We start from the raw sequence: 25,748 nt of genomic DNA, 5'->3' as shown, positions 1-25,748 counted from the left end.
CTCACGCTACCCGGCCAGGCCCAGCGACCGCGCGATCACCAGCAGCTGCACCTCGGTCGTGCCCTCGCCGATCTCGAGGATTTTCGAGTCGCGGTAATGGCGTGCGACGGGGAACTCGTTCATGAAGCCGTTCCCGCCGAAGATCTGCGTCGCGTCGCGGGCGTTGTCCATCGCGGCCTCGCCCGAGACCAGCTTGGCGATCGCCGCCTGCTCGGCGAACGGGCGGCCGGCGTCTCGCAGCCGCGCGGCGTGGTGCCAGGCGAGCCGCGCCGTGTGCACCCGGGCTCGCATGCGGGCGAGGGTGAACTGCGCGTTCTGACGGGTGGCGAGGGCGCTGCCGAACACCGTGCGGCTCTTCGCGTACTCGACGGCCGCTTCGAGGCATCCCTCCGCCGCCCCGGTCGCGAGAGCCGCGATGGCGATGCGGCCCTCGTCGAGGATGCTGAGGAACCCGCGGAATCCCGCACCGCGTGCACCCAGCAGGTTCCCGGCCGGCACACGCGCGCCGGTGAAGGTCAGCGGGTGGGTGTCTGAGGCGTTCCAGCCCACCTTGTCGTACGGGGCCTCGACCGTGAACCCGGGGGTGCCGTTCGGCACGATGATGGTCGAGATCTCCTTGCGACCGTTCTCGGTGCCGGTGACCGCCGTGACCGTGACGAACCGCGTGATCGGGGTGCCCGAGTTCGTGATGAACTGCTTCGCCCCATCGATGACCCATTCGTCGCCGTCGAGCCGGGCGGTGGTGCGGGTGGCCCCGGCGTCGCTGCCGGCCTCCGGCTCGGTCAAGCCGAATCCGGCGAGAGCACGTCCCGCGAGGAGGTCGGGAAGCAGCTCCTCCTTCTGACGGTCGTCACCGAACCGGAAGACCGGCATCGCGCCCAGGCTGACTCCGGCCTCGAGGGTGATGGCGATCGACTGGTCGACGCGGGCGAGCGCCTCGATCGCGAGGCCCAGGGCGAAGTAGTCCCCGCCCTGGCCGCCGTACTGCTCGGGGAACGGCAGGCCGAACAGCCCCAACTCCCCCATCGCCGACACGACATCCATCGGCAGGGTGTGGGTGCGGTCCGCCTCGTACGACCGCGGTGCCACCACCGTGTCGGCGAACTCCCGCACCATCCCCGCCAGTTCGCGTTCCTCGTCGCTCATCCCGTGCATCATCGCTCCTCCTGCATGGTCACGCGTACGACGGGCTGTCCCCGCCGCACCTGGTCTCCGAGCGCCACCAGCACATGCACGACCCCATCGGTCGGTGCACTCACCGGGTGCTCCATCTTCATCGCCTCGATCGACACGAGCGGGTCGCCCGCCGCCACTCGGCTGCCGTCTTCGACGTGGATCGCCACGACGGTGCCGGGCATCGGGGCGCGACCCTCCGGCTCTGCGGCCGCCGACTCGGCGCCGCGCGCGGCGAGCCGCCGCACCGCGCGGTCCCGGCGGTCGAGCGCGCGCAGACGCACGGATCGCCCGTCCTCGCCGACCCAGATCGCACCGTCCGCGTCGCGGCGAGCCGTGGCCCGGGCCGCGCGGGGTGACCTCATCGGGGCTGTCAGTTCATCGTCGTCGTCCGTCAGGAACGTGACGGCGTCGCGCTCCGCCGGTGTGGGTCGACCGAGCCTCCATCCGTCCGCCCGGTCCCACGGCGCGCCGGCGCGCACGTCGCGCGGCAGCAGGGCGGCGCTCGCCGCGGCGAGCATCGCGTCACTGGGCGGTGCGGCGGGGAACGGGAGCAGCGTCTCGATGAGCCCGGTGTCGAGGTCGCCCGCGCGCACGCGGGCGTCGCGGCACAGCAGACGGAGGAAGGCGATGTTGGTCTCGACTCCCAGCACGACGGTGCGCGAGAGGGCGTCGTCCAGACGGGCCAGCGCGGTGCGGCGGTCATCGGCGACCGCGACGATCTTCGCGATCAGGGGGTCGTAGTGACCGGTGATCTCACTCCCCGTCTCCACGGCCGCGTCCACGCGCCCGCCGACGGGCGGCTCGAAGAGCAGCACTCTTCCCGTCGAGGGCAGGAATCCGCGCTCCGGGGACTCGGCGTACACGCGGGCCTCGACCGCGTGCCCGTGCAGGCGCGGGGCCGTGTCGAGGGGTTCTCCGGCTGCGACGCGCACCTGGAGGGCCACGAGGTCGAGGCCGGTGACCTCCTCGGTGACCGGATGCTCGACCTGCAGACGCGTGTTCATCTCGATGAAGAAGACCTCGTCCGGGGAATCGGCGTCGATGAGGAACTCGACCGTGCCCGCGCCGACGTACGAGACGCTCTCGGCGGCCCGCACCGCGGCGTCGAGAAGTCGCCGACGTGTGTCATCGGGGATCCCCGCGGACGGGGCCTCTTCGATCACCTTCTGGTGACGACGTTGGAGGGTGCACTCGCGTTCGCCGAGTTCGATGACCCGTCCGTGGGTGTCGCCGAAGACCTGCACCTCGATGTGTCGCGGACGCGAGATGAGGCGCTCGATCACGAGCGCATCGTCCGAGAACGCGGCGATCGCGATGCGACGCGCCGACGACAGGGCGCGCGGGAGGTCCGCCGGATCGGTCACGACCTCCATGCCCTTGCCGCCGCCGCCCGCGCTGGGCTTGACCAGCACGGGGAAGCCGATGCGCGCCGCCTCGGTCGCGATCTCCTCGTCGGTGAGCCCGGCGGCATCGAAGCCGGGCACCACGGGCACGCCGTGCGCCGCGACGTGCTCCCTGGCCCGCGCCTTGTCGCCCATGATCTCGAGTGCGGCAGTGTCGGGTCCGATGAAGGTGATCCCGGCGTCCGCGCAGGCGGCGGCGAGATCGACGCTCTCCGAGAGGAAGCCGTAGCCGGGATGGATCGCCTGCGCCCCGGTCTGCTGTGCCGCCTCGATCACGGCATCCACCCGAAGGTATGACTCGGCGGCGGGCGCGGGTCCGATGCGCACCGCCGCATCCGCCTCCCTCACGTGCGGGGCGTCGGCATCGGCATCGCTGTAGACGGCGACGCTGCGAATGCCGAGCGCCCGGAGTGTGCGGATGATGCGGCGGGCGATCTCGCCACGGTTGGTGACGAGCACGGTGTCGAACAGAGGCTGGTGGTCGTGGTTCATGAGATCACATCCGGAAGACGCCGAAGCGCGGTTCGGGCAGCGGGACGCGCGAGACGACATCGAGGGCCAGGCCCAGCACGTCGCGCGTCTGCTGCGGGTCGATGATGCCGTCGTCCCAGAGACGCGCGGTGGCGTAGTACGGCTCGCCCTGCTCCTCGTACTGGGCGCGGATCGGCTCTTCGAACGACGCACGCTCCTCCGCCGACCACGACTCGCCGCGCCCCGACAGCTGATCCTCCTTCACGGTCGCCAGAACGGCGGCGGCCTGATTCCCGCCCATGACGGAGATACGGCTGGCCGGCCAGGTCCAGAGGAAGCGGGGCGAATAGGCCCGCCCGCACATGGAGTAGTTGCCCGCACCGAAGGATCCCCCGATGATCACGGTCAGCTTCGGAACACGGGTGCTCGCGACGGCCGTGACCATCTTCGCGCCGTCCTTGGCGATGCCGCCCGCCTCGGCATCCGAGCCGACCATGAAGCCGGTGATGTTCTGCAGGAACAGGAGGGGGATGCCGCGCTGATCGCACAGTTCGATGAAGTGGGCACCCTTCGAGGCCGACTCGCTGAACAGCACGCCGTTGTTCGCCACGATCCCGATCGGATGCCCGTGCAGCCGAGCGAAGGCCGTGACGAGAGTCGTGCCGTACTCGGCCTTGAACTCGCGCACACTGTCGGCATCGACGAGACGGTGGATGACCTCGCGCACGTCGTATGCCGCATTCACGTCGACCGGGACGACGTCGTACAGAGACCCGGTCTCGGCCGGCTCTCGCGAAGGCGCGACGGGCCAGGCCGGCTCCGCGGGCGCGGGGAGCGTGCGCACGATGTCGCGGAGGATCTCGAGTGCGTGCTCGTCGTCCTCGGCGAGGTGATCGACCACGCCGCTGCGTCGAGCGTGCAGCTCGCCGCCGCCGAGTTCCTCGGCCGTCACCACCTCGCCGATCGCGGCCTTCACCAAGGGCGGGCCGCCGAGGAAGATGGTGCCCTGGTTGCGCACGATGACGGTCTCGTCGCTCATCGCCGGCACGTACGCGCCTCCGGCGGTGCACGAGCCGAGCACCGCAGCGAGCTGAGGGATACCCTGGGCCGACAGCCGCGCCTGGTTGTAGAAGATGCGGCCGAAGTGCTCGCGATCGGGGAAGACCTCGTCCTGCTTGGGCAGGAACGCTCCTCCCGAGTCGACGAGGTAGAGGCAGGGCAGACGATTCTCGAGCGCGATCTCCTGAGCGCGGAGGTGCTTCTTGACGGTCATCGGGAGGTAGGTGCCGCCCTTGACCGTGGCGTCGTTGCACACGACCATCACCTGGCGGCCGTGCACCAGCCCGATCCCCGCGATGACCCCGGCGCCCGGAGCCTCACCGTCGTACAGCCCGTGTGCGGCGAGCGGGGCGACCTCGAGGAAGGGACTCCCCTCGTCGAGCAGCCGGTCGACGCGGTCGCGCGGCAGCAGTTTGCCGCGCGCGATGTGCCGCTGGCGGGAGCTCTCGGGTCCGCCCAGAGCGGCCGTCTCGAGGCGCTCGTGCAGTTGCTGCGCGAGCGATTCCTGCGTGGTGGGCATCGTGGTGTCCTCCTCGACATCGCGACGGTGGAGCTCGCGCGGTGGCGGCGCTCACGCTTTTTCGGTTAGTGTGCACTAACCCATTCCTGCAGGTTAGCGAGGATTAACTGAGATGACAACCCCCGTCACCGCTCGCGATCGCGCGAAGTTGGAGCGTACGGATGCGATCCTCCATCACGCGGCCCTCCTCTTCGCCGACCGCGGGTACACCGGCGTCAGCCTGGAAGACATCGGAGCCGCCGTGGGGGTGTCCGGGCCCGCCGTCTACCGCCACTTCGCCGGCAAGCAGGCCCTGCTCGGCGCGATCCTCGTGCAGGTCAGCCGCGATCTGCTGTCCGGCGGTCGCGCCGTGGCCGACTCCGACCATGACGACGACGCCCGCATGGACGCGCTCGTGCGCTTCCACGTCGGCTTCGCCCTCGCGAATGCGCCGGTCATCCAGGTGCAGGACCGCGACGTCGCACACCTGAGCGACAGCGACCGCGCGCAGGTGCGGCGGCTGCAGCGCAGCTACGTGGACCTCTGGATCGAATGCCTCGCGCCGCTCCGCTCCGCCGACACCGACGAGTTGCGACTGCGAGTGCAGGCCTGCTTCGGACTCATCAACTCCACCCCGCACAGCACGCGATCCGCCGCGCGAGGGCACGCGTCGACGGCCGAGGTGCTCGCCGCAATGGCCTCGGCCGCCCTGCGCGCGGCTAGCTGAGCAGCAACGCCCGCCCCGGCTCCTCCAGAACGTCGGCGACATCCTTGAGGAACCTCGCGCCCTCTGCACCATCGACGAGCCGATGATCGAACGACAGACTCAGCGTCATCACCTGACGCAGGGCGATCTCGCCGCGGTACTCCCACGGCTGACGCCGCACCGCGCCGACGGCGAGGATGCCCGATTGACCGGGCGGCAGGATCGGCGTGCCCGCATCGACGCCGAAGACCCCGATGTTCGAGATCGAGAACGTCCCGCCGAGCAACTCCGACGGCGAGGTCTTCCCCGCGCGCGCTGTCTCGGCAAGCTCCCGGATAGCGTCGCTCATCGCCGCCAGGCCGAGATCGCCGGCATCGCGGATGTTCGGCACGATCAGACCGCGATCGGTCGCCGCCGCGATGCCGAGGTCGACGTAGGAGTACTGCACGATCTCGCCCGCCTCCTCGTCCCATCGGGCGTTCAACCCGGGCGTGCGCGGCAGAGCGCGGCACACGACCGTGGCGATCACGGCCAACGGTCCGATGCGATGCGAGGCCAGCGCCCTGTCGTCCTTGAGCGACGCGATCAGCTCCATGGTGGCCGTGACGTCGACGGTGTGGAAGACCGTCACGTGCGGTGCTGTGAAGGCGCTCTGCACCATGGCGGCCGCGGTGTGCTTCCGCACGCCGCGGATGGGGATGCGCACCTCGCGCGGAGCCGTATCGCGAGGAACCGCCGGAGCAGGGCGCGATGCGCTCGGGGCGGGTGCGTCGATGGCGACGCCGCCTGCACCACCGTTCAGGAAGGCGTCCACGTCGTCGCGACGGATGACCCGGTCACCGACCACTGCCGCGAGCATCTCGAGATCGACCCCGAGCCGCTTCGCGTACGCCCGTACCGGCGGAGTCGAGCGCGGGCGTTCGGTGGGCAGGGGCGTCGGCGGTTCGACCGACGGCGACGCGTCGTGCGGTGCCGCCTCGAGCACGGCCGTATCGCCCGCGAGCGTGGGGGCCGTGCGCCGGAGACGCCGGGCGGGTCGCCCCGCCGCCGCGGGGGCGGCACCGTAACCGACGAGGTTCGGCTGAGCGCCGTCCGGCGCCGTGGCGCTCGACGCGTCCGGCGCCTCGGTCGAGGCGGCGTCGTCACCCGCCACATCGAACGCGATGAGCGGGGCGCCGACCGCGACCGTCTCCCCCGCGTCGGCATGCAGCACCGTCACCGTCCCCTCGTACGGCGAGGGCAGTTCGACGACGGCCTTGGCCGTCTCGACCTCCGCGAGCGTCTGATTGAGAGCGACGGGGTCGCCCGGCGAGACGAGCCACTGCACGACCTCCGCCTCGGTGAGTCCCTCGCCGAGGTCGGGCAGGCGGAACTCCGCGTTCATACCTCTGCTCCCGTCAGGTTGCGGCGGTCGAGCACACGGTCGACCGCGTCGAGGATCCGATCGAGATCCGGCAGATGGTGTTTCTCGAGCTTCGCCGGCGGGTACGGGATGTCGTGCCCGGTGACCCGCAGCGGCGCAGCCTCGAGGTATTCGAAGCAGAGCTCGGTGATGCTCGCGATCACCTCGGCGGCGACGCCCGCCTCGCGCGAGGCCTCGTGAGCGACGACGACCCGACCTGTTCGGCGCACGGATGCCGCGATGGTGTCGTAGTCGACGGGTGACAGCGAGCGCAGATCGATCACCTCGAGCGACACACCCTCGTCGGCTGCCGCGTCCGCCGCCTGGAGCGCGGTCGAGATCATCGCCCCGTAGCTGATGACGGTGGCATCCGACCCCTCGCGCACCACGTGCGCAAGGCCCATCGGTGGAGCATCCGCCAGCGGGGCTTCGAGGTCGACCTCGCCCTTGTGGTGATACAGCCGCTTCGGCTCGAAGAACACCACCGGGTCATCCGAGGCGATCGCCTGACGCAGCGCGCGGTACGCGTCCGCCGGATTCGACACGGCGACGACCCGGAGCCCCGCGGTGTGGACGAAGTAGGCCTCGGGCGACTCGGAGTGGTGCTCGGCGGCGCCGATCCCGCCCGCCCACGGGATGCGGATCGTGATCGGCATACGCACCCGACCCTGGGTGCGGTAATGCAGTTTCGCGACCTGAGCGACGATCTGATCGAACGCGGGGTAGACGAAACCGTCGAACTGGATCTCGACGACGGGGCGGTAACCGCGGAACGCGAGGCCGACCGCGGTGCCGACGATGCCGGACTCCGCGAGCGGCGTGTCGATCACGCGGGTCGGACCGAATTCGTCGAGGAGGCCGTCGGTGATGCGGAACACCCCGCCGAGACGCCCGATGTCCTCGCCGAGCAGCACCACGCGGTCGTCGTCCCGCATCGCACGGCGGAGTCCGGCGCCGAGCGCCTTGCCGAGAGTGAGTTCGGTCATGCCACGACCTCCTCGTCGAAGCCGGCGAGGTACGCCGTGTAGTCGGCGCGCTGGCGCTCGAGTCCGGTGTGGGGCTCGGCGTAGACCGCGTCGAACACCGCGAGCGGCGGCCGCGTGACCATGCCGAGGCACTCGGCGCGCATCTCGCGTGCGACCCGATCCGCCTCGGTCTGCGTCTCGGCGGCATGCTCCGCCGAGAGCTCGCCGAGCTCCTCGAGATGCTTCTCGAGCCGCGCGATGGGGTCGCGCTGCCGCCATGCTTCGAGCTCGCCCTCGGGGCGGTAACGGGTGGGGTCGTCGGCGGTGGTGTGCGGTCCCATGCGGTACGTCACGGCCTCGATGAAGGCGGGCCCCTTGCCTGCCCTGGCGTGGGCGAGCGCCCAGCGCATAGCCGCGAGGCAGGCGAGCACGTCGTTGCCGTCGACCCGCATACTCGGGATACCGAACCCCGGGGCGCGCCCCGCGATCGGGAACTGCGATTGCACGGCGACGGGTTCGGAGATCGCCCAGTGGTTGTTCTGGCAGACGAACACGACCGGGGCGTTGTACGACGCGGCGAACACCATCGCCTCGTTCACATCGCCCTGGCTCGTCGCCCCGTCGCCGAAGTAGGTGACGGCGACCTCGTCCGCGCCGTCGTGGCGGATGCCCATGGCGTAGCCCACCGCGTGCAGCGTCTGTGCGCCGATGATGATCTGCAGCGGGGCGACGCCCAGCGCCGCCGGGTCGTGTCCGGCCCCCTCCTCGCCGCGCCACATCCGCACGAAGTCGCCCGGACGGGCGCCCCGGGCGTAGATCACGCCGGTCTCGCGGTAGCTGGGGAACACGAAGTCGCGCTGCTCCAAGGCGCGGGCGGTGCCGATCTGCGTCGCCTCCTGCCCCTGGCACGGAGCCCACAGTCCGAGCTGGCCCTGGCGCTGCAACGCCACGCCCTCCGCGTCGATCCGGCGCAGCACGACCATGTCGCGGAGCAGCGCACGCAAGGCGGGAGCGTCGATGTCCTGCACGAACGGGTCGAGCCGCGGATTCGCGATGCGCCGCCCCTCCGGGGTCAGCAGCCGCTCGACGAGCGACAGGTCCTGCTCGGTGTCGGCGATGGGAGTGATCTGCGGTGACATCATCGTCCTCCTCGGTCTGCGCGGCACTCGTGGCACCGCGGTTGTCGGCGACGATGCCGACATGCCCGAGCGTACGTCTGCTGCACACCTCGCTCAAGCATTCGCCGCGCTGCTGAGCATGTTGCTCAATTTCTGCCGAACTGGTGCTGCTAGGGTTTGGCAGTATGCCCGGACTCGACCGCACCGATCTCGAAATCCTCGCCGCGCTCTCCGACGATCCGCGCACGACGATCGTCTCGCTCGCGGAGAGCCTCGGCCTCTCCCGCAACACCATTCAGGCCCGCATGGCCCGGTTGGAGCAGACGGGCATCTTCCTCCCCTACGAGAGGTCCTTCTCGCCCGACGTTCTCGGGTTCCCGCTGCATGCGTTCGTCAGCATCGGAGTGCGTCAGACGGAATTGCCGCGCATCATCGGCGAACTGTCGCGCATCCCCGAGATCGTGCAGGCGCACGGGCTGAGCGGGTCGATCGACGTGCTCGCTCGCGTCGCATGCCGCGACGCCCGTCACCTGTTCGATACCGACGCCCGCATCCTGTCGATCGAGGGAGTCGAACGCACCGAGACCGCGCTCGCGATGGGCGAGGTCATCCCGTTCCGGGTGGCCGGGCTCATCGGCCTCGCGAGACGGGAATCCGGAGGAAACGCCTGATCGCACCCGCGGCCTCGGCGGGGGTCTCGTAATGGATGAGGTGTCCGACATCCGCGATCTCGACCAGGGTCGCATCGGCGAACAGCGTCGCGAGTCGGCGTTCGGCCTCGATCGGGGTGATGTCGTCGCGCTGCGCAGCGATCAGCAGAGTGGGGACGTCGATGTTCGGCGCGAACTCGCGCACGTCGTGCGAGACGCTCGTGACGAAAGCGTCGCGGAGCACGTCGCGGTCGGCGAAGCGGGAGAAGTAGCGGTCGTGCTGATCGTGGATGAACCGCCGGAGCCCGCGGTCGCGGGTCTTGGCCATCGCGATGCTCATGACGCGCACGATGAGCGGGTGCCGGAGCAGGCCCGTCCCCAGCCGCTCGGGGAGACGAGCACCCAACGCGTAGTACAGGATGGCGAGCTTCGTGAGCACCGCCTTCGGCCCTTCCAGCGCCGGCGCTCCGATCGGATTGACCAGCACGACCCGCGGCGTGGGAAGTCCGCCGGCCACCGCCGCGGAGACCACGATCGAACCGAAGGAGTGGCCGAGGATGACGGCGCCGGGAGCCGTCGCGGCGACGAACGCGGTCAGCCACGCCCGGTAGGCGGCGAGATCGTGCGCACGGCCGGGGAGGGGCGCGGTCTCCCCGAACCCCGGGAGGTCGGGGGCGATGACGCGCGCCTCGGGCAGGAAGGCGAGCACCGGTTCGAGGCCGTGATGGTCGCCCCGGAACCCGTGCACGGCGACGATCGTCGTCTGCGCGTCATCGGGTCCGTACACCCAGTACGCGGTCGTTCCCCCCAGGACCGTTGCCTCATGCCGCGCGACGGGCAGGCGCTCGAGACGTTCGGCATACGGCGAGGGGACGGTCATGGTCCGAGTCTACGGACCCGGGAGCGCCTCCCCCGGGATGTCGGCGGCCGAACGTATCGTGACGGCATGTCGTCCGATCGCCCGCTCCCACCCTGGACGCATCGCGTCGGAGTCTTCGATCTCGAGACGACCGGGGTCGACGTCGGCACGGATCGCATCGTCACCGCGCACGTCGGCGTTCTGGACGCCACGGGGCGCCAGCTCGTCGCGCGGTCGTGGCTGGCCGACCCCGGCATGGACATTCCAGCCGGCGCGACGGCGGTGCACGGAATCACCACTGCGCGCGCCCGTGCAGAAGGCCGCCCGGCTCGGGAGGTGGTGTCCCAGGTGCTCGGCGCGCTCGGATCGCTCCTCGCGCAGGGCGTGCCGATCGTGGCGTACAACGCCGCCTACGACTTCTCGCTGCTCGCCCACGAGGCGCGTCGGCACGGGCTCGATCCTCTGGCCTCTCCGGCTCCGATCATCGACCCGTTCGTCATCGACCGGCACCTCGATCGTTACCGGCCGGGCAAACGCACGCTCGCGGTCGTGGCCGCGCACTACGCCGTGGCTCTCGACGAGGCGCACGAAGCGGCGGCTGACGCGATCGCCGCCGGGCGCGTGGCCCAGGCGCTCGCCCGACGCTTCGCGCTGCCAACGGAGGTCCACGAGTTGCACACGCACCAGATCGGTTGGGCGCGATCGCAGGCCGAGAGTCTGACCGCGTACTTCGTGCGCATCGGACGAATCGACGCGCACGAGGTGCTCGACGGCACCTGGCCGGTGCGCGACTGAGCCGAGCGGTCAGCGACCGCGCAGCCGCCGGGCCTCGATGATCTCGGCGGTGCGTCGCGCCTGCTTGCGCGCGATGCGCGAGCGATCACGGGGCGGCAGACGCGGACTCTTGTCGGCGGGCAGGCCTGCACGCAACTCGCGAGCGCGTTCGAGAGCCGCGTCGAACTCGACGCCGAGGACGAGCGCCAGGTTGGCGATCCACAGCCACAGCAGCGAGATGATCACACCGGCGAAGATGCCGTAGACCCGCTCGTAGTCGACGATGGTCGTCGCGTAGAGCCCGTACAGCGCGGATGCCACGACCAGCACGACGACGGTCAGGGTGGCTCCCCAACTCAGCCACCGGAATCGCGGATGCCGCACATTGGGCGCTCTGTCGTAGAGGAACGCGATGGTGGCGATCACGATCGCGAGAAGAACGGGCCAACGCAGGATGCGCCAGATGACGACCCCCGTCTCGCCCAGCCCGAGCACTTCACCGGCAGCCTTCGCCACCGACCCGCTCGCCGCGAGGACGAGGATGGCCGCCGCCGTCGCGACGATGACCACCACTGCAGCGAGCAACTGGGCGATCTTGATGCTCCACGGCGCCCGGCCCTCCTCCACCTCGTAGGCGCGATTCATGCCGCGCCCGAGCACCGCGATGTACCGCGCGATGGCCCAGACGGTCAGCCCGAGACCGAGGAGCAGCGGAAGCCCGCCGATGGCCGACTCCGTGAGGTCGTCGACGATCTCGCCGAGCCGCTCGGCCGCGTCCTCCGGCGCAACGGCGCGCACCACCTCCAGCACGAACGACACGGGCGTCGACTCCCGCCCCAGCAACGCGATGATCGACACCGCGACCAGCATCGAGGGGATCAGCGCGAGGACCGCATGGAAGGTGAGCGCGGCCGCGATGTCACCGGCGCCGTCGTCGGCGAACTTGCGCATCGTGCTGCGCGCGACGAAGCGCCATGAGCGCGCATCGAGGTCGGTCGGTCCGACGTGGCGGCGGTTCGGCCGGGCGCCGTCGGAGTCGTCGGTGTCGGGCATTCTTCCAGTGTCGCGGACGCCGCGCGCGGCACCCAGACCCTTGACGGCGCGCGCGGCTCCCGGCTAGCGAACGCGCCATCGAACCGATTCGGTCCGACTGTCGGCACCGTCGGGTACGATCCCTGAAGCGACGGTATCCGGACCCGTCGGATTCGGGAGAAAACCGTGCAGTTCACATCACACGACGTCGAGCGCGTCGAAGAGACCTGGAAGCAGTTCGTGCCTTCCGCGTCGCTTCAGCGCGTCGACCCGAAGCGCTTCCGCTTCGAGTGGTCGTCGGCCGACGCCGGCAGCGTCACCCTGGTGCGCTACACGCTCGCGGCGGAAGTGCAGTCGATCGCGCAGCCCGACAATCAGCTGCTGGTGTGCCGCGTCGACTCCGCCGATGTCGAACTCGGCAGCGGGCGCGAACCGCTCGACCCCTCGCAGCCCTGGCTGACCGACGGCGCACGCGTGCAGGCCCGGTGGCGCGAGCAGGCCGAGGTGCGCGCGTTCGTGATCGACCGCGCGGCGGCGCAGGCGCGCGTCCGACAGATCACCGGCGACGACCGTCTGACCCTGCGCGCGAACGGCCTGTCCCCGCACTCCCCCGCCGCCGCGCGGCGCTGGGAGAACACGTTCCGCTACCTCGAGGCGAGCCTGCTCGATGCCGACGATGAAGAGGTGCTCGTCGCCGAGCTCGAGAGGCACGCGCTCGCGGTGACGCTCGCCGTCTTCCCGTCGACGATCGAAGACTCCCTGTCGCGCCCGACGCAGCGCGGTGCGGCACCGTCGTCGGTGCGCCGAGCGCTGGCCTTCATCGACGAGAACGCCCATCGACCGATCACGGTCGACGACGTGGCGGCGGCGGCCTACATCTCCACTCGTGGCCTCCAGTACGCGTTCCGCCGCGCGCTCGACTCCACTCCGGCCGAGCACCTCCGCCGGGCGCGCCTCGCCGGCGCGCACCGCGACCTGCGACGGAGCGACGGCTCCTCCGTGGCCGCGATCGCACGTCGCTGGGGATTCAGCCACCCCTCGCGCTTCGCCGCGGCCTATCGCGCGGAGTACGGCGTCAACCCGTCGGCCACGGCCAACCGGTCGATGCGATGACACCGCGCGTTCCGATGACAGTGCGCGTTTCGACGACACCGCTCGTTTCGATGACACCGGGCGCACGCACTGTTCGCCTGAGCGGCGCGTCGAGAGTGTCGGTCGGGCGCTTCCCCATTCCCCGAATAGAGTCCGAGTGTGGGCAGTCTCTTCTACGGCGATAACGCGGAACCGATCCAGATCGAGGACCGCGCACTCGCGCATCTCAAGATCGTCATCGCCACCAAGCTGCGGCGCAACGAGAGCTTCACGCTGTCGTGGCGGCACCCCGACGGGGAGCCGACCGGGCGCTCGACCATCTGGCTGCATCCGTCGATCCCCCTGCGATTCGTCTTCGCGTCGCCGGAGACGCCGCAGCTGAGCCGCGAGTGGATCGAGAGTCTGGCGCACTCCGCGAACTCGAGCGGGGGCATCACCCTCGTCGACGAGAACCTCGCCCTGCCCGAGAGCGCGATCAGCGAGTGACGCACGGGCTGCGATGACCGCGGCCCGACGTCGACGCACCCGCCTCCGCGGGTCTCAGCGCACCTGGATCGGCGTACCCAGCGGCAGGATGCCCGCGAGCTCGACGATGTCGTCGTTGCGCATGCGGATGCACCCGTGGGAGGCGTCCGATCCGATACTGCCCTCGTCATCGGTGCCGTGCAGGCCGATCTGGCCGGGCCCTCCTCCGAACGAGGTGAGCGCCTCGGAGAACGCGCTCACACCGTAGGCGAAGGGACCGTAGCCGCTGTTGGTCGGCGCGAGCAGCTCGGTCAAGGCGAAGCGTCCCGTCGGCGTCGGGGTCCCACCGGTGCCCGTGGCCACCGGGAAGCTCTGCGTCTTCACCCCGCCCTCGTACAGGTCGAGCGTGTTCGTGCTCGTCGTGACGACCAGAGCGTAGGGCGTGGTCGAGAGGCGCACGGCTGCGGCGGGGATCCAGCCCGTGCTGCCGTTGGGCCGTTGCGTGAGCAGCACGCGCAGCCATTCCCCCTCGACCTCCTCGACGCGGAACACGAGGGGCGCGCCCGACGGCTGCGGGTTGGTCAGGGTCTGCGTCGCCGCTCCACCCGGACGTTCGCTGACGGTGACGGTGTCGCCGATCACTGCGGCGACCGTCGATTCCGCGGGGGCGAAGACCTCGGCCGGGGCTTCAGTCGCCGGAGCCGGGGTCTCCGCCGTGTCGTCGGCGGGAGTGGGTGAGCCGGTCGCGGTCGCGACCGGCTCACCCGCGTCGGGGGTCTCTGCGGGGCGAAGCAGGAGCAGCGCCGCCGCGATGAGGGCGCAGACCGCCACGGCGACGACGATCAGGACGGTCGATCGCCGCCGATCCGTGGGGAGGCCCGGCACGACCTCAACCGGCGAAGGTCGCCGGCGCCGGCACGGGCACCGCAACCGGGGCCGCACCGGAGATGATCTCGAACGCCGCGAGAGCCGCCTGGCCGGACGACGATCCGATCAGGACCAGCGAGAACGAACCGACCGTGGCGAGGTCAGCGGGGAGCACGACCGTTCCGGAGACCGCTCCTGCGGCGTCGGCCACGAAGCTGACGTCCGGAACCTCGTTGCCGGACTGGCCGGCGCTCAGTCCGACGGTCACGGTCTCGCCGGGAGCGAAGCCGCTCGCCGAGAACGGAAGACCCACCGAGGTGGCCTGAGCAGTCGTCACCGACGTGGTGGCCAGCGTCAGAACCGCGGAGGGCTGGGGCGTGAAGTACGTGGTCAGGTCCGCGAACCGCACGCTCGCGGCGCCCTCGACGGGGGCCGCAGCGGCTGCAACGGCGGCGGACGGAGCCTCGTCGGCGAGAGCCGACACCTCGGCGAGCTCCGAGAGGAGCAGCACCGGCGGGTCCTGCGGGTCCACGGGCACCTCGGGCTCGGTGGGCTCGGCGGGGAACGGACGATCGCCGAGGACGAGGAGGTAACCGATGACGATGTAGCCGCGGCTCGTCATCTCCTGCACCAACGTGGCCGTATCGACCGGCTCGTTCTCCGGGCCCGCCCACACCGTGGCCGAGCCGTTCACGCCACCGATGGCAACCACCGGCGCCGTCTCGCGGGCGGGGTCATCCACCGGTGCGATCAGGAGGCCGAAGGCCGTACCCACGCCGATCTCCACAGCCGCGTCGTCGACCAGCGCCGGGAGGGTGGCGGGCGCGATGGACTCGTCGAGCCCGTGCAGCAGCACGACCTGCGGGCTCGTGCCGTTGTTCGCGACACCCTCGGCGCTGAAATCGACCACGTCTTCGAGCGTGGTGCCCTCGGCGGCGCCGAAGGCCGCCCAGGACCAGCCCTGGGGCACCAGGATGCCTTGGCCGTCGGTCTGCTCGACAGCGGCGAAGTCCGCTTCGGAGTCTGCCCACTGAACGGTCGCTGTGGCAGGGCGTACGCCGGTGTCGGGGGCGGCCATGGAGACGGCCGGAGCGAGCGAGAGGGTGAGGCCGACGACGGCAGCGCTGAGCGCGGCCGCGGCGAGGCGCGTACGAGTCACGAGATTCCTTGAGGGTGGGGGCGCCGTTCGGGCGGCGTCTGCGGATCCGCAGCGATCTCAATCTAGGGGACGGGATCAGCCGGGCGCCACCGGAATATACCGATATCAGACTCGATTCGTCCGCATGGACCACCTGCTCGCGCCCCGGCGGGAGGTTCGCGTCACTCGCCGTCCAGAGCAGACGTCGCCTTCTCCCAGGCATCCTCCGCCTCCGCGGCGTGCTCCTCCGCCCGCGCGACCCTCGCCTGTTCCTGCTCGGCGGCGCGCTCGGCGCGCACGAGTTCCTGCCGGGCGTGCGCGAGCCGGCGCTCCGCCTCGGCAACGTCCTTCGCGCATTCGTCGACCCGGCGCCGCGCATCTTCCGCGGCCGCCTCCGCCTGGCGCCGCTCGCGCTGCGCCGCTGTTCGCGCATGCTCCGCGTCCTGCGCCCGTCGTTCCACCTCTCGGCGCTTCCGGCGGCGCGCGAGCTCGTCGACCGGAGCGGGAGGCGGCTCCTCGTCGTCGACCGTTCCCCCACCCACTGCGTCGTCGAGGTCGATGCCGAGCCCGGTTGCGGGCTCCAGTTCGCGCACCAGCCGGCCCGATGCCACCGCGCGCGCTGCCTGCGCGTCGAAGAATGCCGCACTGATGGTCTGCTGCACCGCGCCCAGCGTGCCGGCGGTCACCTTCTCGCCGCGCTCCCGCGCCAGTTCCGCCGCCTGCTCGGCGAGACGACGTGTCACGGTGCGCCGCTGTCGTCCCAGGCCCGCGAGGGCGGCGGCATCCAACTCGGCCTGCGCCTCGCGCAGTTCCTCCGCCAGTTCGAGGGCCTCCGCCAACGCCGCGCTGCGCTCCTGTGCGAAGACGTTCACCACGTGCGCGGCGATCGACGGCTTGCGTAGCGCGCGGATCGCCGCAGCCAGCGAACGGTCACTCGCCGCACGCGCTCGCGCATCCCGCGCTCCCACGAAGTCGCGGAGCGGTTGGGCGTAGAGCTCCCGCGCAGCGGCGGCCAGGTCCTGCTCGACGGTCACCATCGAACGCTATCCCGCTGGCGGGCGCCACGTCAGCCCCACGCCGGAGGTGTGCGATGAGTAGGGCGGGTGGGACTTGAACCCACGATCGTCGGGTTATGAGCCCGCTGCCTTGACCAGCTTGGCCACCGCCCCGTGTGTCCCCAGCCTAGCGGTGCCGCCGATCACACCGGGGTCGCATCGGCGTGCGTGCGCTGATGCCGCAGATAGATCTCCGCATTGGCGATCAGACCCTCGCGTTCCTCATCGGTGAGCGGTCGGCGTACCTTCGCCGGCACGCCTGCCACCAGCGAACCCGACGGGATGTCCGAGCCTCCCAGCACCACGGCTCCGCCGGCGATCAGGCACCCCTCGCCGATCACGGCACCGCTCAGGATGACGGCGCCCATTCCGATCAGCGAACCGTCCCCGATCGTGCATCCGTGCACCACCGCGTTGTGGCCGATCGAGACCCGTCGCCCGATCAGGGCGGAATGAGAGTCGTCGACGTGCACCGATACGTTGTCCTGCACGTTGCTCTGCGCTCCGACGACGATCGGCGCCGAATCCGCGCGCAGAACGGCGTTGTACCAGACGCTCGCACCCGCCTCGATCGTCACGCCGCCGACGATGCGAGCGCCGTCGGCGATGAACGCGCTCGCGTCGATGCGCGGGGTCCGGTCCGGGAGGGCGAGGACGGATGCTCCGGCAGCGATGCTCATAAGGTGAGACTACCCTCAGATCCGCGGAATCCCGCGGCAGAACGCGGACGGTAAGCGTTGCCTCAGCTTGCTTGCGGAATGTTCCGGGCTGAGTAGCGTTGTCTCTGACAGGTACGCACGAGCACCTCGGAGGAGCAGAAGATGAGCAAGGTTCAGAACATCACCACCACCGCCAGCGACCCGACCGTGGCCGCCGCGGCCGCGCAGTTCCTCTCGCCCGTGGTCCTCGGGCTGCAGGCCCTCACGATCAACGGCAAGCAGGCGCACTGGCACGTGCGCGGCGCCAACTTCGTCGGTGTCCACGAGCTCCTCGACACCATCGTCGAGCACGCGGGCGACTTCGCCGACACCGCCGCAGAGCGCATCGTCGCCCTGGGCCTCCCGATCGACGCCCGCGTCGCCGCGGTGGCCGCCAAGGCGGGAAGCACCGACGTCCCCGCGGGCTTCACGCAGTCCGACGAGCTGGTGCGCGCCGTGATCGCCGACATCGACGCGATCCTCGCCGACACGAAGGCGGCCATCGACGGCCTCGACGAGGTCGACCTCACCAGCCAGGACGTCGCGATCGAGATCATGCGCGGACTCGAGAAGGACCGCTGGTTCCTCGTGTCCCACATCGCCGCCTGAGCGCAGCAGATGTGAAGAAGGGCCCCGGGGATACCCGGGGCCCTTCTTCGTCGTCCTCTTCTCAGGCGAGGTGCGTGACCCGTCCGGCCAGGATCGTGGCCTCGACAGGCATCCGCCGCAGTTCATCCCCGTCCGCTCCCCGCGGGTCACGCCCGCACACGACGAGATCGGCGACCTCGCCGGGGCGCACCTCACTCCGCGTGCTGGCGCGCAACGCCTGATCGATCGTGAATCGCTCCTCCGGATGCCACGGCGCACGGTCGTCGTCGGTGCGGGTCACCGCAGCGGCCATCGCCTGCCAGGGGTCGAGCGGCGCGACCGGGGCATCCGACCCGAACCGCACCTCGATGCCCGCACCGCGCAACGACGCCAGCGGATAGCCCAGACCATCCTGCGGGGCCCAGAGGCGGGCGGCGAGATCCCGGTCATCGAGAGCGTGCTGCGGCTGCACGCTCGCCACGATCCCCAGCCGGGCGAAGCGCGCGAGGTCGGTATGACGCAGCAGTTGCGCGTGCTCGATGGTGCCCGCTGCGCCCGAGACACCGAAGGCGTCGAGTGCCGAGGTCGCCGCGCGGTCGCCGATGGCGTGCACGGCGGCATCGAGGCCGGCGCCCGCAGCGCGGGTGAGGAGTGCGATCAACGCGTCGGTCGGCACGGTCAGCACGCCGAAGTTGTCGGGGTCGTCGGGATAGGCGTGGCTGCACGCCGCCGTGCGCGTACCGAGAGAGCCGTCGCTGATGACCTTGAGCGGGCCGACCCGGATCAGCCCGCGGGCGGCCTCCGGCGTCTCCCGCGATTCTCTGAGGTCACCGGTGCGCAGCCCCGCGTTGATCGCCCGCCCGAGATCGAACGGGTACACGGCGAACTCGACGCGGTGCGACGCGAATCCGGCGGCGACACGTCGAGGCCAGGCATCCGCGTTCCATGCCATGTCGAAGTCGACCAGTCCGGTCACGCCGCGTTCCGCGGCACGCTCTCCCGCCGCGATCACCGCACGATCGCCGTGCACCGGGTCCACCGCGTTCAGCCGGCGCGAGATCTCGAACGCGTCCTCCTCCCGGAGCACGCCGTCGTCGCCACGGTAGCCCTCGCGTGCCAGCGCGGCGGAGTTCAGCCAGACGCTGTGCACATCGGCGTTGATCAGGTACGTGGGCGTCGTGCCCGTCGTCGCGTCGAGCGCGGCGAGCGTAGGGGCATCCGACCAGAGGGCGTCGCGGTACCCCGCTCCGACCCGCCGGCCGTCGGGAAGCGGAGTGACGGCCGCCATGCGCGACGCCGCATCCTGCGCCGACACGGCGTCGCCGAGCGCGACGCGCTCCGCCGCCAGCGCCCACTGCACGGCGTGCACGTGGTTGTCCCAGAGGCCCGGAATCACCCAGCTGCCGTCGGCGTCCCAGACGGCGCCCACCGCGCGGAGCGCCCCCGTCGGGGCGATGTCGACGATGCGGCCGTCGGCGAGGTGGATGTCGACCGGCTCGTCGTCGACCAGGTACTCCCGCCCCGGCCCGGCGATCCGCGCCGCGCGGATCATCGTGATCGGGGTCCCTCGGTCGATCACGCCGTGGCCGCCTCACGAGCCGCCTGCGCCCGCTGCATCTCGTCTGCGAGCGCGGCGTTGGCGTACGGGCCGTCTGCGCGGAGTTCGGCGATGACATCGACGACCGTCTCTGCCGGCTTGTTCTGGCTCAGCTTGCGCTTGGCTACGACACGCGTGGGCGTCAGACGGAATCCGACCGTCCCGGCGGCGAGCCGCTCGATGAACGCCGGATCGTTCGGACGCTCCCACATGCGGCGCGGATGAGGCAGCGCTCCCTCGAAGCGGTCGACGAGGCGGTCGAGGACCGCGAGATTCTCCTCCGCGGTCAGGATCTCGGGGACGCCCGACAGGTGCACGGCCGTGTAGTTCCAGGTCGGTACGGCGGGGACGTCGCCGTACCACCCCGGCGAGACGTACCCATGCGGACCCTGGAAGATCACGAGCAGCTCGCGGTCGCCGAGCCCATGGAGCATGTCGTCGGGGCGGCCGACGTGCCCGACGACGGTGAGTCCGTCCTGGTCGTCGTCGAGCAGCACCACATAGTGCGACGCCACCGGTCCGTCGTCCGTGCTGCTGACGATCGTCGCCCACGGATTCGCGTCGATCACTCGACGGATCTCGGCCTCGTCGGCCAACGTGAAACTGGGGTTCTGGCGCATCCCCTCAGCCTACGGCCGGGCCGGCCGCGAGCCTTTCATCACGCCTGGCAGCGCGGGCACCAGTAGAGCTTGCGCGCGCCGATCTCCTCGAGCGCGATCTCGGTGCCGCAGACGCGGCAGGGCAGGCCCGCACGGTGGTACACCCAGTGCCGGTCGTCCCGACTGGCCATCGCGGCCCGGTACTGCTCGGCAGACAGGTCGTCCATGGTCATCATCTGACCGGTCTCGACGCCGATCGCGAGCAGGCGCACCCAATCGTGCCAGAGCGCCCGCACCACATCCTCCGGCACGTCGCGCCCCGGCGTATGCGGGTTCAGCCTCTGGCGGTACAGCATCTCGGCGCGATAGACGTTGCCGATGCCGCTCACCACCGACTGGTCCATCAGCAGCAGCGCGATCGGCGTGGACTTCTTCCGCACGGCGCGCACGAAGCGCTCCTCGTTCTCGACCGGATCGCCGACGAGAGGATCGGGCCCGAGCTTCGCCACCGTCGCGAGCATCTCCTCGGGCGTCTGGAGCACGCACGCCGTCGGCCCGCGCAGGTCGGCGGCCGTGATGTCGGTCATCAGTCGCAGCCGCACCTGGCCCACCACCGGCGGCGGCCACTCCTCCAGTGCTTCGTCGAGCCCCTTGGTCTGCTCCGACATCCGCACATGCACGCGGGTGCGACGCGGTGCCCCGATCGAGGCGAGCGAGTTCTCGCCCGCGTCGTCGAGGATCGGCTCGTCGAGTGTCGTGCCGCGCTGGTTCGTCTGACCCATCCGGCCGTTCGCCGACGCGATGGTCGGGTCGACGAGGATCTCACCGGCGAAGTCCCACGCGCCGTACAGGCCGAGATGCACACGCAACCAGATCGCGCCCTCCGTCTCGAGGAACATCTGCTTGCCGACCGCCTGCACGCTCACGGCTGCACGACCGTCGAGCACCGCTGCTCCCTCGGCGAACCGCCCCTGGGGGCTGGATGCCTGCAGCGTCTTGCCGACGAAGTTGCGCTCGAACTGACGGGCGATGCGGTGGACGGAATGACCCTCGGGCATCTCAGGCCCGGGGGTCCGGGAGCAGCGAGCCGTCGCGCTCGAAATCGGCGATCTGCGCGATCCGCCGTACGTGGCGCTCCTCGTTCGAGAACGGGGTGCCGAGGAACCGGTCGATGAAGGCGGTCACCTCGTCGTACTCGTGCTGACGAGCCCCGATCGAGATGACGTTGGCGTCGTTGTGCTCGCGAGCGAGTTCGGCCGTCGACAGGTTCCACACCAGGGCGGCACGAGCCCCCTCGACCTTGTTCGCGGCGATCTGCTCGCCGTTGCCCGACCCTCCGAAGACGATGCCCGCCGCCTCGACGCCCGCAGCCTGGTCGGCCACGACGGCCTGCGCCGCACGGATGCAGAACGCCGGGTAGTCGTCGAGCGCGTCGTACTCGATCGGGCCATGGTCGACGACCTCGTGTCCGGCGGAGCGCAGATGCTCCTGCAGACGCGTCGAGAAGTCCAGACCGGCGTGGTCGGTGGCGATGTGGATGCGCATGCGAACCATCCTAGGGAGAGAGCGGAACGGGTCCTCGTGAGCCGCGGGTCAGGGGGCGATGCCGGAGGCCGCCGGCTTGAAGCCGGCGCGGATGTTCTCGCAGCAGCCCGGGCGGCAGACGTCGAAACCGCCGGGCAGCTCGGTGAGGTGCTGGCGCTGGTCGCGCGGACGCCCCTCGAGCCGTTCCTGGATGAGGTCGACGATGCCCGCGACGAACGTGGGCGAGACGCCCGGCGTCGGGGTGCGCACGAACAGCAGGCCCGCCTCCTCGGCGGCCTCCTTCGCCTCGGTGTCGAGGTCCCAGAGCACCTCCATGTGGTCGCTCATGAAGCCGAGGGGCACCACGGCGACAGCGCGGCGTCCACGCTCGGGCAACTCGCCGATGACATCGCACACGTCCGGCTCGAGCCACGGCTGCGACGGCGGGCCGGACCGCGACTGGTAGACGAGCTCCCACGAGACGCCCGCCGCAGTGGGCAGCACCTGCAGCACCCGGTCCATCACCCACGCCGCGACGGCCTCGTGCTGAGCGGCATAGGCGCCGCCGTCGCCCCAGTCGATGTCGCGAGCGCCCGAGCGCTGCGCGTCCGCGGTCGGGATGCTGTGGGTGGAGAAGAGGATCTGGATGTCGGTGGCGTCGACGCCCTGCGTCAGAAAGCCCTCGATCGCCTCACGAACACCGCGTTCGAACGCCTCGACGAAGCCGGGGTGGTCGTAGAACGGACGGATCTTGTCGATGGTGACCCGGTCGCCGAGCCCGGTGTCGGTGAGCACGCGGGCGAAGTCCTCGCGGTACTGACGGCAGCTCGAGAACGAGCTGTAGGCGCTGGTGGCGAAGGCGAGCAGCGTCGTGTCCCCGGCATCCGCGGCCTCCTGCACGGCATCGTCGAGGTAGGGCGTCCAGTTGCGGTTGCCCCAGTACACCGGCAGGTCGATGCCGCGCGCGGCGAGCTCCGACTCGAGCGCCGCCTTGAGCGCGCGGTTCTGCCCGTTGATGGGGCTGACGCCGCCGAAGTGACGGTAGTGGTGCGCCACCTCCTCGAGCCGCTCGTCGGGGATCCCCCGGCCGCGGGTGACGTTCCGCAGGAACGGGATGACGTCCTCCTGGCCTTCTGGCCCGCCGAAGCCGGCGAGGAGGATGCCGTCGTACGCCGTGGGCGTGCTGACGTAGGCGGGGCCCTCCGCGGCAGCGGCGGAGGCGAACGGGACGATGACGGGTTCGATCGTGCTCACCCCTCCATCCTTTCATCCTCCGGGACCTCCTCGGGTCGCGCGCTGGCGTAGGCTGTCAGGGTTGCCGCCGGCGCCATCTGCGCCATTCCCCCGGCGACGCCCCTCACCCCTGGGAGTTACACACCGTGCCTGGAGAGAATCTCACCCGTATCGAAGCGCAGGAGCGACGCGACGTCATCGGCACCGAGTCCTACGAAGTGGCGCTCGACCTGACGAAGGGCGCCGAGGTCTTCGGTTCCCGCAGCGTGGTGCGCTTCACCGCGACGCCTGAGAGCTTCACCTTCATCGACCTCATCGCCCGCGACGTGCGCGAGATCTCGCTCAACGGCGAGCAGCTCGACCCGAGCGAGGTCTTCGCCGACTCGCGCATCGCTCTGACGGGCCTGCAGGCCGAGAACGTGCTCGTCGTCGACGCCGACTGCCTCTACACCAACACGGGCGAGGGCCTGCACCGCTTCGTCGACCCGGTCGACGGCGAGGTCTACCTCTACTCGCAGTTCGAGGTGCCGGACTCGCGCCGGGTGTTCGCCGTGTTCGAGCAGCCCGACCTCAAGGCGACGTTCCAGTTCACCGTCACGGCCCCCGCATCGTGGAAGGTCGTCTCGAACTCCCCCACCCCCGAGCCGATCGTCCACGACGACGGCGCGACCGCGACCTGGGGCTTCGAGCCGACGCCGCGCATCTCGTCGTACATCACGGCGCTCGTCGCCGGCCCGTACGAGTCGACCTTCAGCGAGCTGACCAGCGCATCCGGCCGGGTCATCCCTCTGGGCGTGTACGGCCGCAAGAGCCTCTGGCAGCACCTCGACGCCGACTACATCTTCGACAAGACGCGGGAGGGTTTCGCCTACTTCGAACAGAAGTTCGGCGTCCCCTACCCGTTCGCCAAGTACGACCAGCTCTTCGTGCCCGAGTTCAACGCGGGTGCGATGGAGAACGCCGGCGCCGTCACCTTCACCGAGACGTACGTCTTCCGCAGCAAGGTGACGGATGCGGTGAAGGAGCGCCGCGTCGTCACGATCCTGCACGAGCTCGCGCACATGTGGTTCGGCGACCTGGTCACCATGAAGTGGTGGAACGACCTCTGGTTGAACGAATCGTTCGCCGAGTGGGCGTCGACCATCGCCACCGCCGAGGCCACCGAGTGGACCGAGGCGTGGACGACGTTCAACGCCATGGAGAAGACCTGGGCGTACCGACAGGACCAGCTTCCCTCGACCCACCCGATCGTCGCCGAGATCAATGATCTCGAAGACGTGCAGGTGAACTTCGACGGCATCACCTACGCCAAGGGCGGTTCGGTGCTCAAGCAGCTCGCCGCGTGGGTGGGCATCGAGGCCTTCTTCGGGGGCGTCTCGCAGTACTTCCAGAAGCACGCGTGGGGCAACACCGAGCTGAGCGACCTGCTCACCGAACTCGAGGCGACCAGTGGTCGCGACCTCGGCGAGTGGTCGCGCAAGTGGCTCGAGACCGCCGGCGTCAACACCCTCGAACCGGTCATCGCCGAAGACGGATCCGGAGTCATCTCGCGCTTCGCCGTGACGCAGACCGCGCCGGCCGACTATCCGACCATCCGTCCCCACCGCCTCGGCATCGGTTTCTACGACCTGGTCGACGGCGCCCTCACGCGCACCCACTACGTCGAGGTCGATGTCGACGGCGACCGCACCGAGGTCCCGGAGCTGCAGGGACGCCGCCAGCCCGACCTGGTGCTGCTGAACGACAACGACCTCGCCTACGCGAAGATCCGCCTCGACGAGCGGTCGCTCGCGACGGCCATCGCGCACCTCGCCGACATCCACGACCCGCTCGCGCGCTCGCTCGTCTGGGGCGCCGCCTGGGACCAGACGCGTGACGCCGAGACCGCCGCCTCCGACTACATCGACCTCGTGCTCGGGAACATCGGCCGCGAGACCGAGTCGACCACCGTGCGCACGACGCTCGCACAGCTGCGCACCGCCGTGAACCTCTACGTCGCGCCGGCCGAGCGCAACGCGGCTCGCCTCAAGGTCGCCGACGGCCTGTGGGCGCTCGCCGAGTCGGCCGAGTCCGGCAGCGACAGCCAGCTGCAGTTCGTGACCGCCTTCGCGAACTCGCTGGTGACGCCGGAGCACGCCGGCATCATCGGCCGGCTGCGTTCGGGTGAGGAGACCCTGCCCGGTCTCGAGATCGACGCCGACCTGAACTGGCAGCTGCTGGTGGGTCTCGCGACGATCGGGGCGACCGACGCCGCCGCCATCGACGCCGCCCTCGCGGCCGACAACACGGCGAAGGGCGGCGAGTTCGCCGCGCAGGCACGCGCCGCGCTGCCGGACGTCGCATCGAAGAAGGCGGCGTGGGCCTCGCTCATCGAGCGCGACGACGCCCCGAACACGATCGTCCGCTCGGCGGCGCTCGGCTTCGTGCATCCTGCGGGCGTCGACGCGCTGCGGGAGTTCGTGCCGGCGTACTTCGACATGCTGCTCCCGATCTGGGAGTCGCGCACCTACCAGATCGCGCAGTACCTGGTAACGGGGCTGTTCCCGACGGCTCTGGCCGACGTCGCGCTCCGCGACGCGACCCGTGCCTGGCTGGCCGAGAACCAGGAGGCGGCGCCGGCGCTGCGTCGACTGGTGCTCGAGAACCTCGCCGATGTCGAGCGCGCGCTCGCCGCGCAGTCGCGCGACGCCGACGACTGACCGTCACCACCGCCGAAGGGCCCGGCAGCCGTCCATCCGGACGCGCTCCCGGGCCCTTCGCGCACCCAGCGGGCGCCGA

24 protein-coding genes and 1 tRNA gene are annotated in these 25,748 nt (G+C 70.6%); 7 read left to right on the top strand and 18 right to left on the bottom strand.

Translation table 11 applies throughout. From position 1 onward, the window contains the following. Window positions 1–6: 6 nt before the first annotated feature. The 3 genes from RWS82_RS04580 to RWS82_RS04570 are packed head-to-tail and all read right to left on the bottom strand — an operon-like array spanning window position 7 to window position 4,629. On the bottom strand, window positions 7–1,155 hold the full coding sequence (locus RWS82_RS04580; protein WP_314648190.1) for an acyl-CoA dehydrogenase family protein: 1,149 nt from the start codon (window positions 1,153–1,155) through the stop codon (window positions 7–9). Next, a complete protein-coding gene (locus RWS82_RS04575; RefSeq protein ID WP_314647350.1) occupies window positions 1,155–3,071 on the bottom strand; it encodes a biotin carboxylase N-terminal domain-containing protein in 1,917 nt (638 codons plus the stop codon). Before RWS82_RS04575 ends, RWS82_RS04580 begins: the two co-directional genes overlap by 1 nt. Before the next feature lie 4 nt (window positions 3,072–3,075). After that, the gene (locus RWS82_RS04570) at window positions 3,076–4,629 is read right to left on the bottom strand and encodes a carboxyl transferase domain-containing protein (RefSeq protein ID WP_314647348.1); all 1,554 of its coding nucleotides are present in this window, start codon (window positions 4,627–4,629) and stop codon (window positions 3,076–3,078) included. Window positions 4,630–4,741: 112 nt separating this feature from the next. Here RWS82_RS04570 and RWS82_RS04565 point away from each other — a divergent pair, with 112 nt between their 5' ends. Then, complete coding sequence (locus tag RWS82_RS04565; protein WP_314647346.1) at window positions 4,742–5,335, top strand: TetR/AcrR family transcriptional regulator; 594 nt, start codon at window positions 4,742–4,744, stop codon at window positions 5,333–5,335. On the opposite strand, the gene RWS82_RS04560 is transcribed toward RWS82_RS04565, so the two are convergent. The 3 genes from RWS82_RS04560 to pdhA are packed head-to-tail and all read right to left on the bottom strand — an operon-like array spanning window position 5,328 to window position 8,820. Continuing rightward, window positions 5,328–6,698, bottom strand: a complete 1,371-nt coding sequence (locus tag RWS82_RS04560; protein ID WP_314647344.1) for a dihydrolipoamide acetyltransferase family protein — start codon at window positions 6,696–6,698, stop codon at window positions 5,328–5,330. The genes RWS82_RS04565 and RWS82_RS04560 overlap by 8 nt on opposite strands. Then, complete coding sequence (locus tag RWS82_RS04555) at window positions 6,695–7,702, bottom strand: alpha-ketoacid dehydrogenase subunit beta (protein WP_314647341.1); 1,008 nt, start codon at window positions 7,700–7,702, stop codon at window positions 6,695–6,697. The genes RWS82_RS04560 and RWS82_RS04555 overlap by 4 nt, the downstream gene beginning before the upstream one ends. Continuing rightward, window positions 7,699–8,820, bottom strand: coding sequence for a pyruvate dehydrogenase (acetyl-transferring) E1 component subunit alpha (gene pdhA / locus RWS82_RS04550; protein ID WP_314648188.1), 1,122 nt, complete (start codon window positions 8,818–8,820; stop codon window positions 7,699–7,701). The genes RWS82_RS04555 and pdhA overlap by 4 nt, the downstream gene beginning before the upstream one ends. A 164-nt stretch (window positions 8,821–8,984) precedes the next feature. Between pdhA and RWS82_RS04545 the strand changes: the two genes are divergently transcribed. Next, window positions 8,985–9,470 carry an Lrp/AsnC family transcriptional regulator gene (locus RWS82_RS04545; protein WP_314647339.1) on the top strand — a complete coding sequence of 162 codons (486 nt, stop codon included), beginning with the start codon at window positions 8,985–8,987 and terminating at the stop codon, window positions 9,468–9,470. On the opposite strand, the gene RWS82_RS04540 is transcribed toward RWS82_RS04545, so the two are convergent. Then, window positions 9,430–10,329: an alpha/beta hydrolase gene (locus RWS82_RS04540; RefSeq protein WP_314647337.1), complete on the bottom strand. Its 900-nt coding sequence runs from the start codon at window positions 10,327–10,329 to the stop codon at window positions 9,430–9,432. The genes RWS82_RS04545 and RWS82_RS04540 overlap by 41 nt on opposite strands. Window positions 10,330–10,395: 66 nt before the next feature. Between RWS82_RS04540 and RWS82_RS04535 the strand changes: the two genes are divergently transcribed. Beyond that, complete coding sequence (locus RWS82_RS04535) at window positions 10,396–11,103, top strand: exonuclease domain-containing protein (protein ID WP_314647335.1); 708 nt, start codon at window positions 10,396–10,398, stop codon at window positions 11,101–11,103. A gap of 9 nt (window positions 11,104–11,112) precedes the next feature. Here RWS82_RS04535 and RWS82_RS04530 read toward each other — a convergent pair whose 3' ends face one another. After that, window positions 11,113–12,135: a YihY/virulence factor BrkB family protein gene (locus tag RWS82_RS04530; protein WP_314647332.1), complete on the bottom strand. Its 1,023-nt coding sequence runs from the start codon at window positions 12,133–12,135 to the stop codon at window positions 11,113–11,115. Between the two features lie 165 nt (window positions 12,136–12,300). Between RWS82_RS04530 and RWS82_RS04525 the strand changes: the two genes are divergently transcribed. Together RWS82_RS04525 and RWS82_RS04520 are read left to right on the top strand one after the other, a co-directional pair. Further along, a complete protein-coding gene (locus RWS82_RS04525; protein ID WP_314647331.1) occupies window positions 12,301–13,227 on the top strand; it encodes a helix-turn-helix transcriptional regulator in 927 nt (308 codons plus the stop codon). Between the two features lie 138 nt (window positions 13,228–13,365). Then, a complete protein-coding gene (locus RWS82_RS04520) occupies window positions 13,366–13,692 on the top strand; it encodes a hypothetical protein (protein ID WP_314647330.1) in 327 nt (108 codons plus the stop codon). A 54-nt stretch (window positions 13,693–13,746) separates the two neighbouring features. On the opposite strand, the gene RWS82_RS04515 is transcribed toward RWS82_RS04520, so the two are convergent. From RWS82_RS04515 to RWS82_RS04495, 5 genes are all read right to left on the bottom strand, one after another. After that, on the bottom strand, window positions 13,747–14,556 hold the full coding sequence (locus RWS82_RS04515; RefSeq protein WP_314647328.1) for a L,D-transpeptidase: 810 nt from the start codon (window positions 14,554–14,556) through the stop codon (window positions 13,747–13,749). 4 nt (window positions 14,557–14,560) lie between these two features. Beyond that, window positions 14,561–15,697, bottom strand: a complete 1,137-nt coding sequence (locus RWS82_RS04510; protein WP_314647327.1) for a hypothetical protein — start codon at window positions 15,695–15,697, stop codon at window positions 14,561–14,563. A gap of 161 nt (window positions 15,698–15,858) precedes the next feature. Further along, window positions 15,859–16,710 carry a transposase gene (locus RWS82_RS04505; RefSeq protein WP_314647325.1) on the bottom strand — a complete coding sequence of 284 codons (852 nt, stop codon included), beginning with the start codon at window positions 16,708–16,710 and terminating at the stop codon, window positions 15,859–15,861. Between the two features lie 61 nt (window positions 16,711–16,771). Continuing rightward, window positions 16,772–16,845: transfer RNA gene (locus RWS82_RS04500), tRNA-Ile, on the bottom strand. Between the two features lie 29 nt (window positions 16,846–16,874). Then, the gene (locus tag RWS82_RS04495; RefSeq protein WP_314647323.1) at window positions 16,875–17,411 is read right to left on the bottom strand and encodes a gamma carbonic anhydrase family protein; all 537 of its coding nucleotides are present in this window, start codon (window positions 17,409–17,411) and stop codon (window positions 16,875–16,877) included. A gap of 141 nt (window positions 17,412–17,552) precedes the next feature. Between RWS82_RS04495 and RWS82_RS04490 the strand changes: the two genes are divergently transcribed. Continuing rightward, window positions 17,553–18,038 (top strand): DNA starvation/stationary phase protection protein, encoded by a 486-nt coding sequence (locus tag RWS82_RS04490; RefSeq protein WP_314647321.1) that lies wholly within the window; start codon window positions 17,553–17,555, stop codon window positions 18,036–18,038. 61 nt (window positions 18,039–18,099) lie between these two features. Here the strand turns inward: RWS82_RS04490 and RWS82_RS04485 are convergent, their stop codons facing one another. Genes RWS82_RS04485 through RWS82_RS04465 form a run of 5 tightly spaced genes read right to left on the bottom strand, consistent with a single transcriptional unit; the run spans window position 18,100 to window position 22,991 of the window. Then, window positions 18,100–19,569 (bottom strand): amidohydrolase family protein, encoded by a 1,470-nt coding sequence (locus tag RWS82_RS04485; RefSeq protein WP_314648186.1) that lies wholly within the window; start codon window positions 19,567–19,569, stop codon window positions 18,100–18,102. Between the two features lie 23 nt (window positions 19,570–19,592). Then, window positions 19,593–20,234 carry an FMN-binding negative transcriptional regulator gene (locus RWS82_RS04480; protein WP_314647320.1) on the bottom strand — a complete coding sequence of 214 codons (642 nt, stop codon included), beginning with the start codon at window positions 20,232–20,234 and terminating at the stop codon, window positions 19,593–19,595. Window positions 20,235–20,272: 38 nt separating this feature from the next. Next, a complete protein-coding gene (locus RWS82_RS04475) occupies window positions 20,273–21,271 on the bottom strand; it encodes a DNA-formamidopyrimidine glycosylase family protein (protein ID WP_314647318.1) in 999 nt (332 codons plus the stop codon). A gap of 1 nt (window position 21,272) precedes the next feature. Further along, window positions 21,273–21,758 (bottom strand): ribose-5-phosphate isomerase, encoded by a 486-nt coding sequence (locus RWS82_RS04470; RefSeq protein WP_314647316.1) that lies wholly within the window; start codon window positions 21,756–21,758, stop codon window positions 21,273–21,275. Window positions 21,759–21,806: 48 nt separating this feature from the next. Then, window positions 21,807–22,991 (bottom strand): ferrochelatase, encoded by a 1,185-nt coding sequence (locus RWS82_RS04465; protein ID WP_314647314.1) that lies wholly within the window; start codon window positions 22,989–22,991, stop codon window positions 21,807–21,809. A 125-nt stretch (window positions 22,992–23,116) separates the two neighbouring features. On the opposite strand from RWS82_RS04465, the gene pepN reads away from it, so the two are divergent. After that, window positions 23,117–25,669, top strand: coding sequence for an aminopeptidase N (gene pepN / locus RWS82_RS04460; protein ID WP_314647313.1), 2,553 nt, complete (start codon window positions 23,117–23,119; stop codon window positions 25,667–25,669). The last annotated feature ends 79 nt before the right edge of the window (window positions 25,670–25,748 follow it).

The organism is uncultured Microbacterium sp. (assembly GCF_963528945.1).
Lineage (GTDB): Bacteria > Actinomycetota > Actinomycetes > Actinomycetales > Microbacteriaceae > Microbacterium.
Note: the sequence above shows the minus strand (reverse complement) of the source record. Positions and strands in the feature narration are given on the sequence as shown.

Bases quoted from the DNA above. Each gene is read 5' to 3' on its own strand.
- RWS82_RS04530 (WP_314647332.1), bottom strand. From the start codon at position 12,135: ATGCCCGACACCGACGACTCCGACGGCGCCCGGCCGAACCGCCGCCAC.
- RWS82_RS04485 (WP_314648186.1), bottom strand. From the start codon at position 19,569: ATGATCCGCGCGGCGCGGATCGCCGGGCCGGGGCGGGAGTACCTGGTC.
- RWS82_RS04565 (WP_314647346.1), top strand. From the start codon at position 4,742: ATGACAACCCCCGTCACCGCTCGCGATCGCGCGAAGTTGGAGCGTACG.
- RWS82_RS04545 (WP_314647339.1), top strand. From the start codon at position 8,985: ATGCCCGGACTCGACCGCACCGATCTCGAAATCCTCGCCGCGCTCTCC.
- pdhA (WP_314648188.1), bottom strand. From the start codon at position 8,820: ATGTCACCGCAGATCACTCCCATCGCCGACACCGAGCAGGACCTGTCG.
- RWS82_RS04540 (WP_314647337.1), bottom strand. From the start codon at position 10,329: ATGACCGTCCCCTCGCCGTATGCCGAACGTCTCGAGCGCCTGCCCGTC.
- RWS82_RS04580 (WP_314648190.1), bottom strand. From the start codon at position 1,155: ATGCACGGGATGAGCGACGAGGAACGCGAACTGGCGGGGATGGTGCGG.
- RWS82_RS04560 (WP_314647344.1), bottom strand. From the start codon at position 6,698: ATGAACGCGGAGTTCCGCCTGCCCGACCTCGGCGAGGGACTCACCGAG.
- RWS82_RS04490 (WP_314647321.1), top strand. From the start codon at position 17,553: ATGAGCAAGGTTCAGAACATCACCACCACCGCCAGCGACCCGACCGTG.
- RWS82_RS04470 (WP_314647316.1), bottom strand. From the start codon at position 21,758: ATGCGCATCCACATCGCCACCGACCACGCCGGTCTGGACTTCTCGACG.
- RWS82_RS04495 (WP_314647323.1), bottom strand. From the start codon at position 17,411: ATGAGCATCGCTGCCGGAGCATCCGTCCTCGCCCTCCCGGACCGGACC.
- RWS82_RS04480 (WP_314647320.1), bottom strand. From the start codon at position 20,234: ATGCGCCAGAACCCCAGTTTCACGTTGGCCGACGAGGCCGAGATCCGT.
- RWS82_RS04570 (WP_314647348.1), bottom strand. From the start codon at position 4,629: ATGCCCACCACGCAGGAATCGCTCGCGCAGCAACTGCACGAGCGCCTC.
- RWS82_RS04555 (WP_314647341.1), bottom strand. From the start codon at position 7,702: ATGACCGAACTCACTCTCGGCAAGGCGCTCGGCGCCGGACTCCGCCGT.
- RWS82_RS04575 (WP_314647350.1), bottom strand. From the start codon at position 3,071: ATGAACCACGACCACCAGCCTCTGTTCGACACCGTGCTCGTCACCAAC.
- RWS82_RS04535 (WP_314647335.1), top strand. From the start codon at position 10,396: ATGTCGTCCGATCGCCCGCTCCCACCCTGGACGCATCGCGTCGGAGTC.
- RWS82_RS04475 (WP_314647318.1), bottom strand. From the start codon at position 21,271: ATGCCCGAGGGTCATTCCGTCCACCGCATCGCCCGTCAGTTCGAGCGC.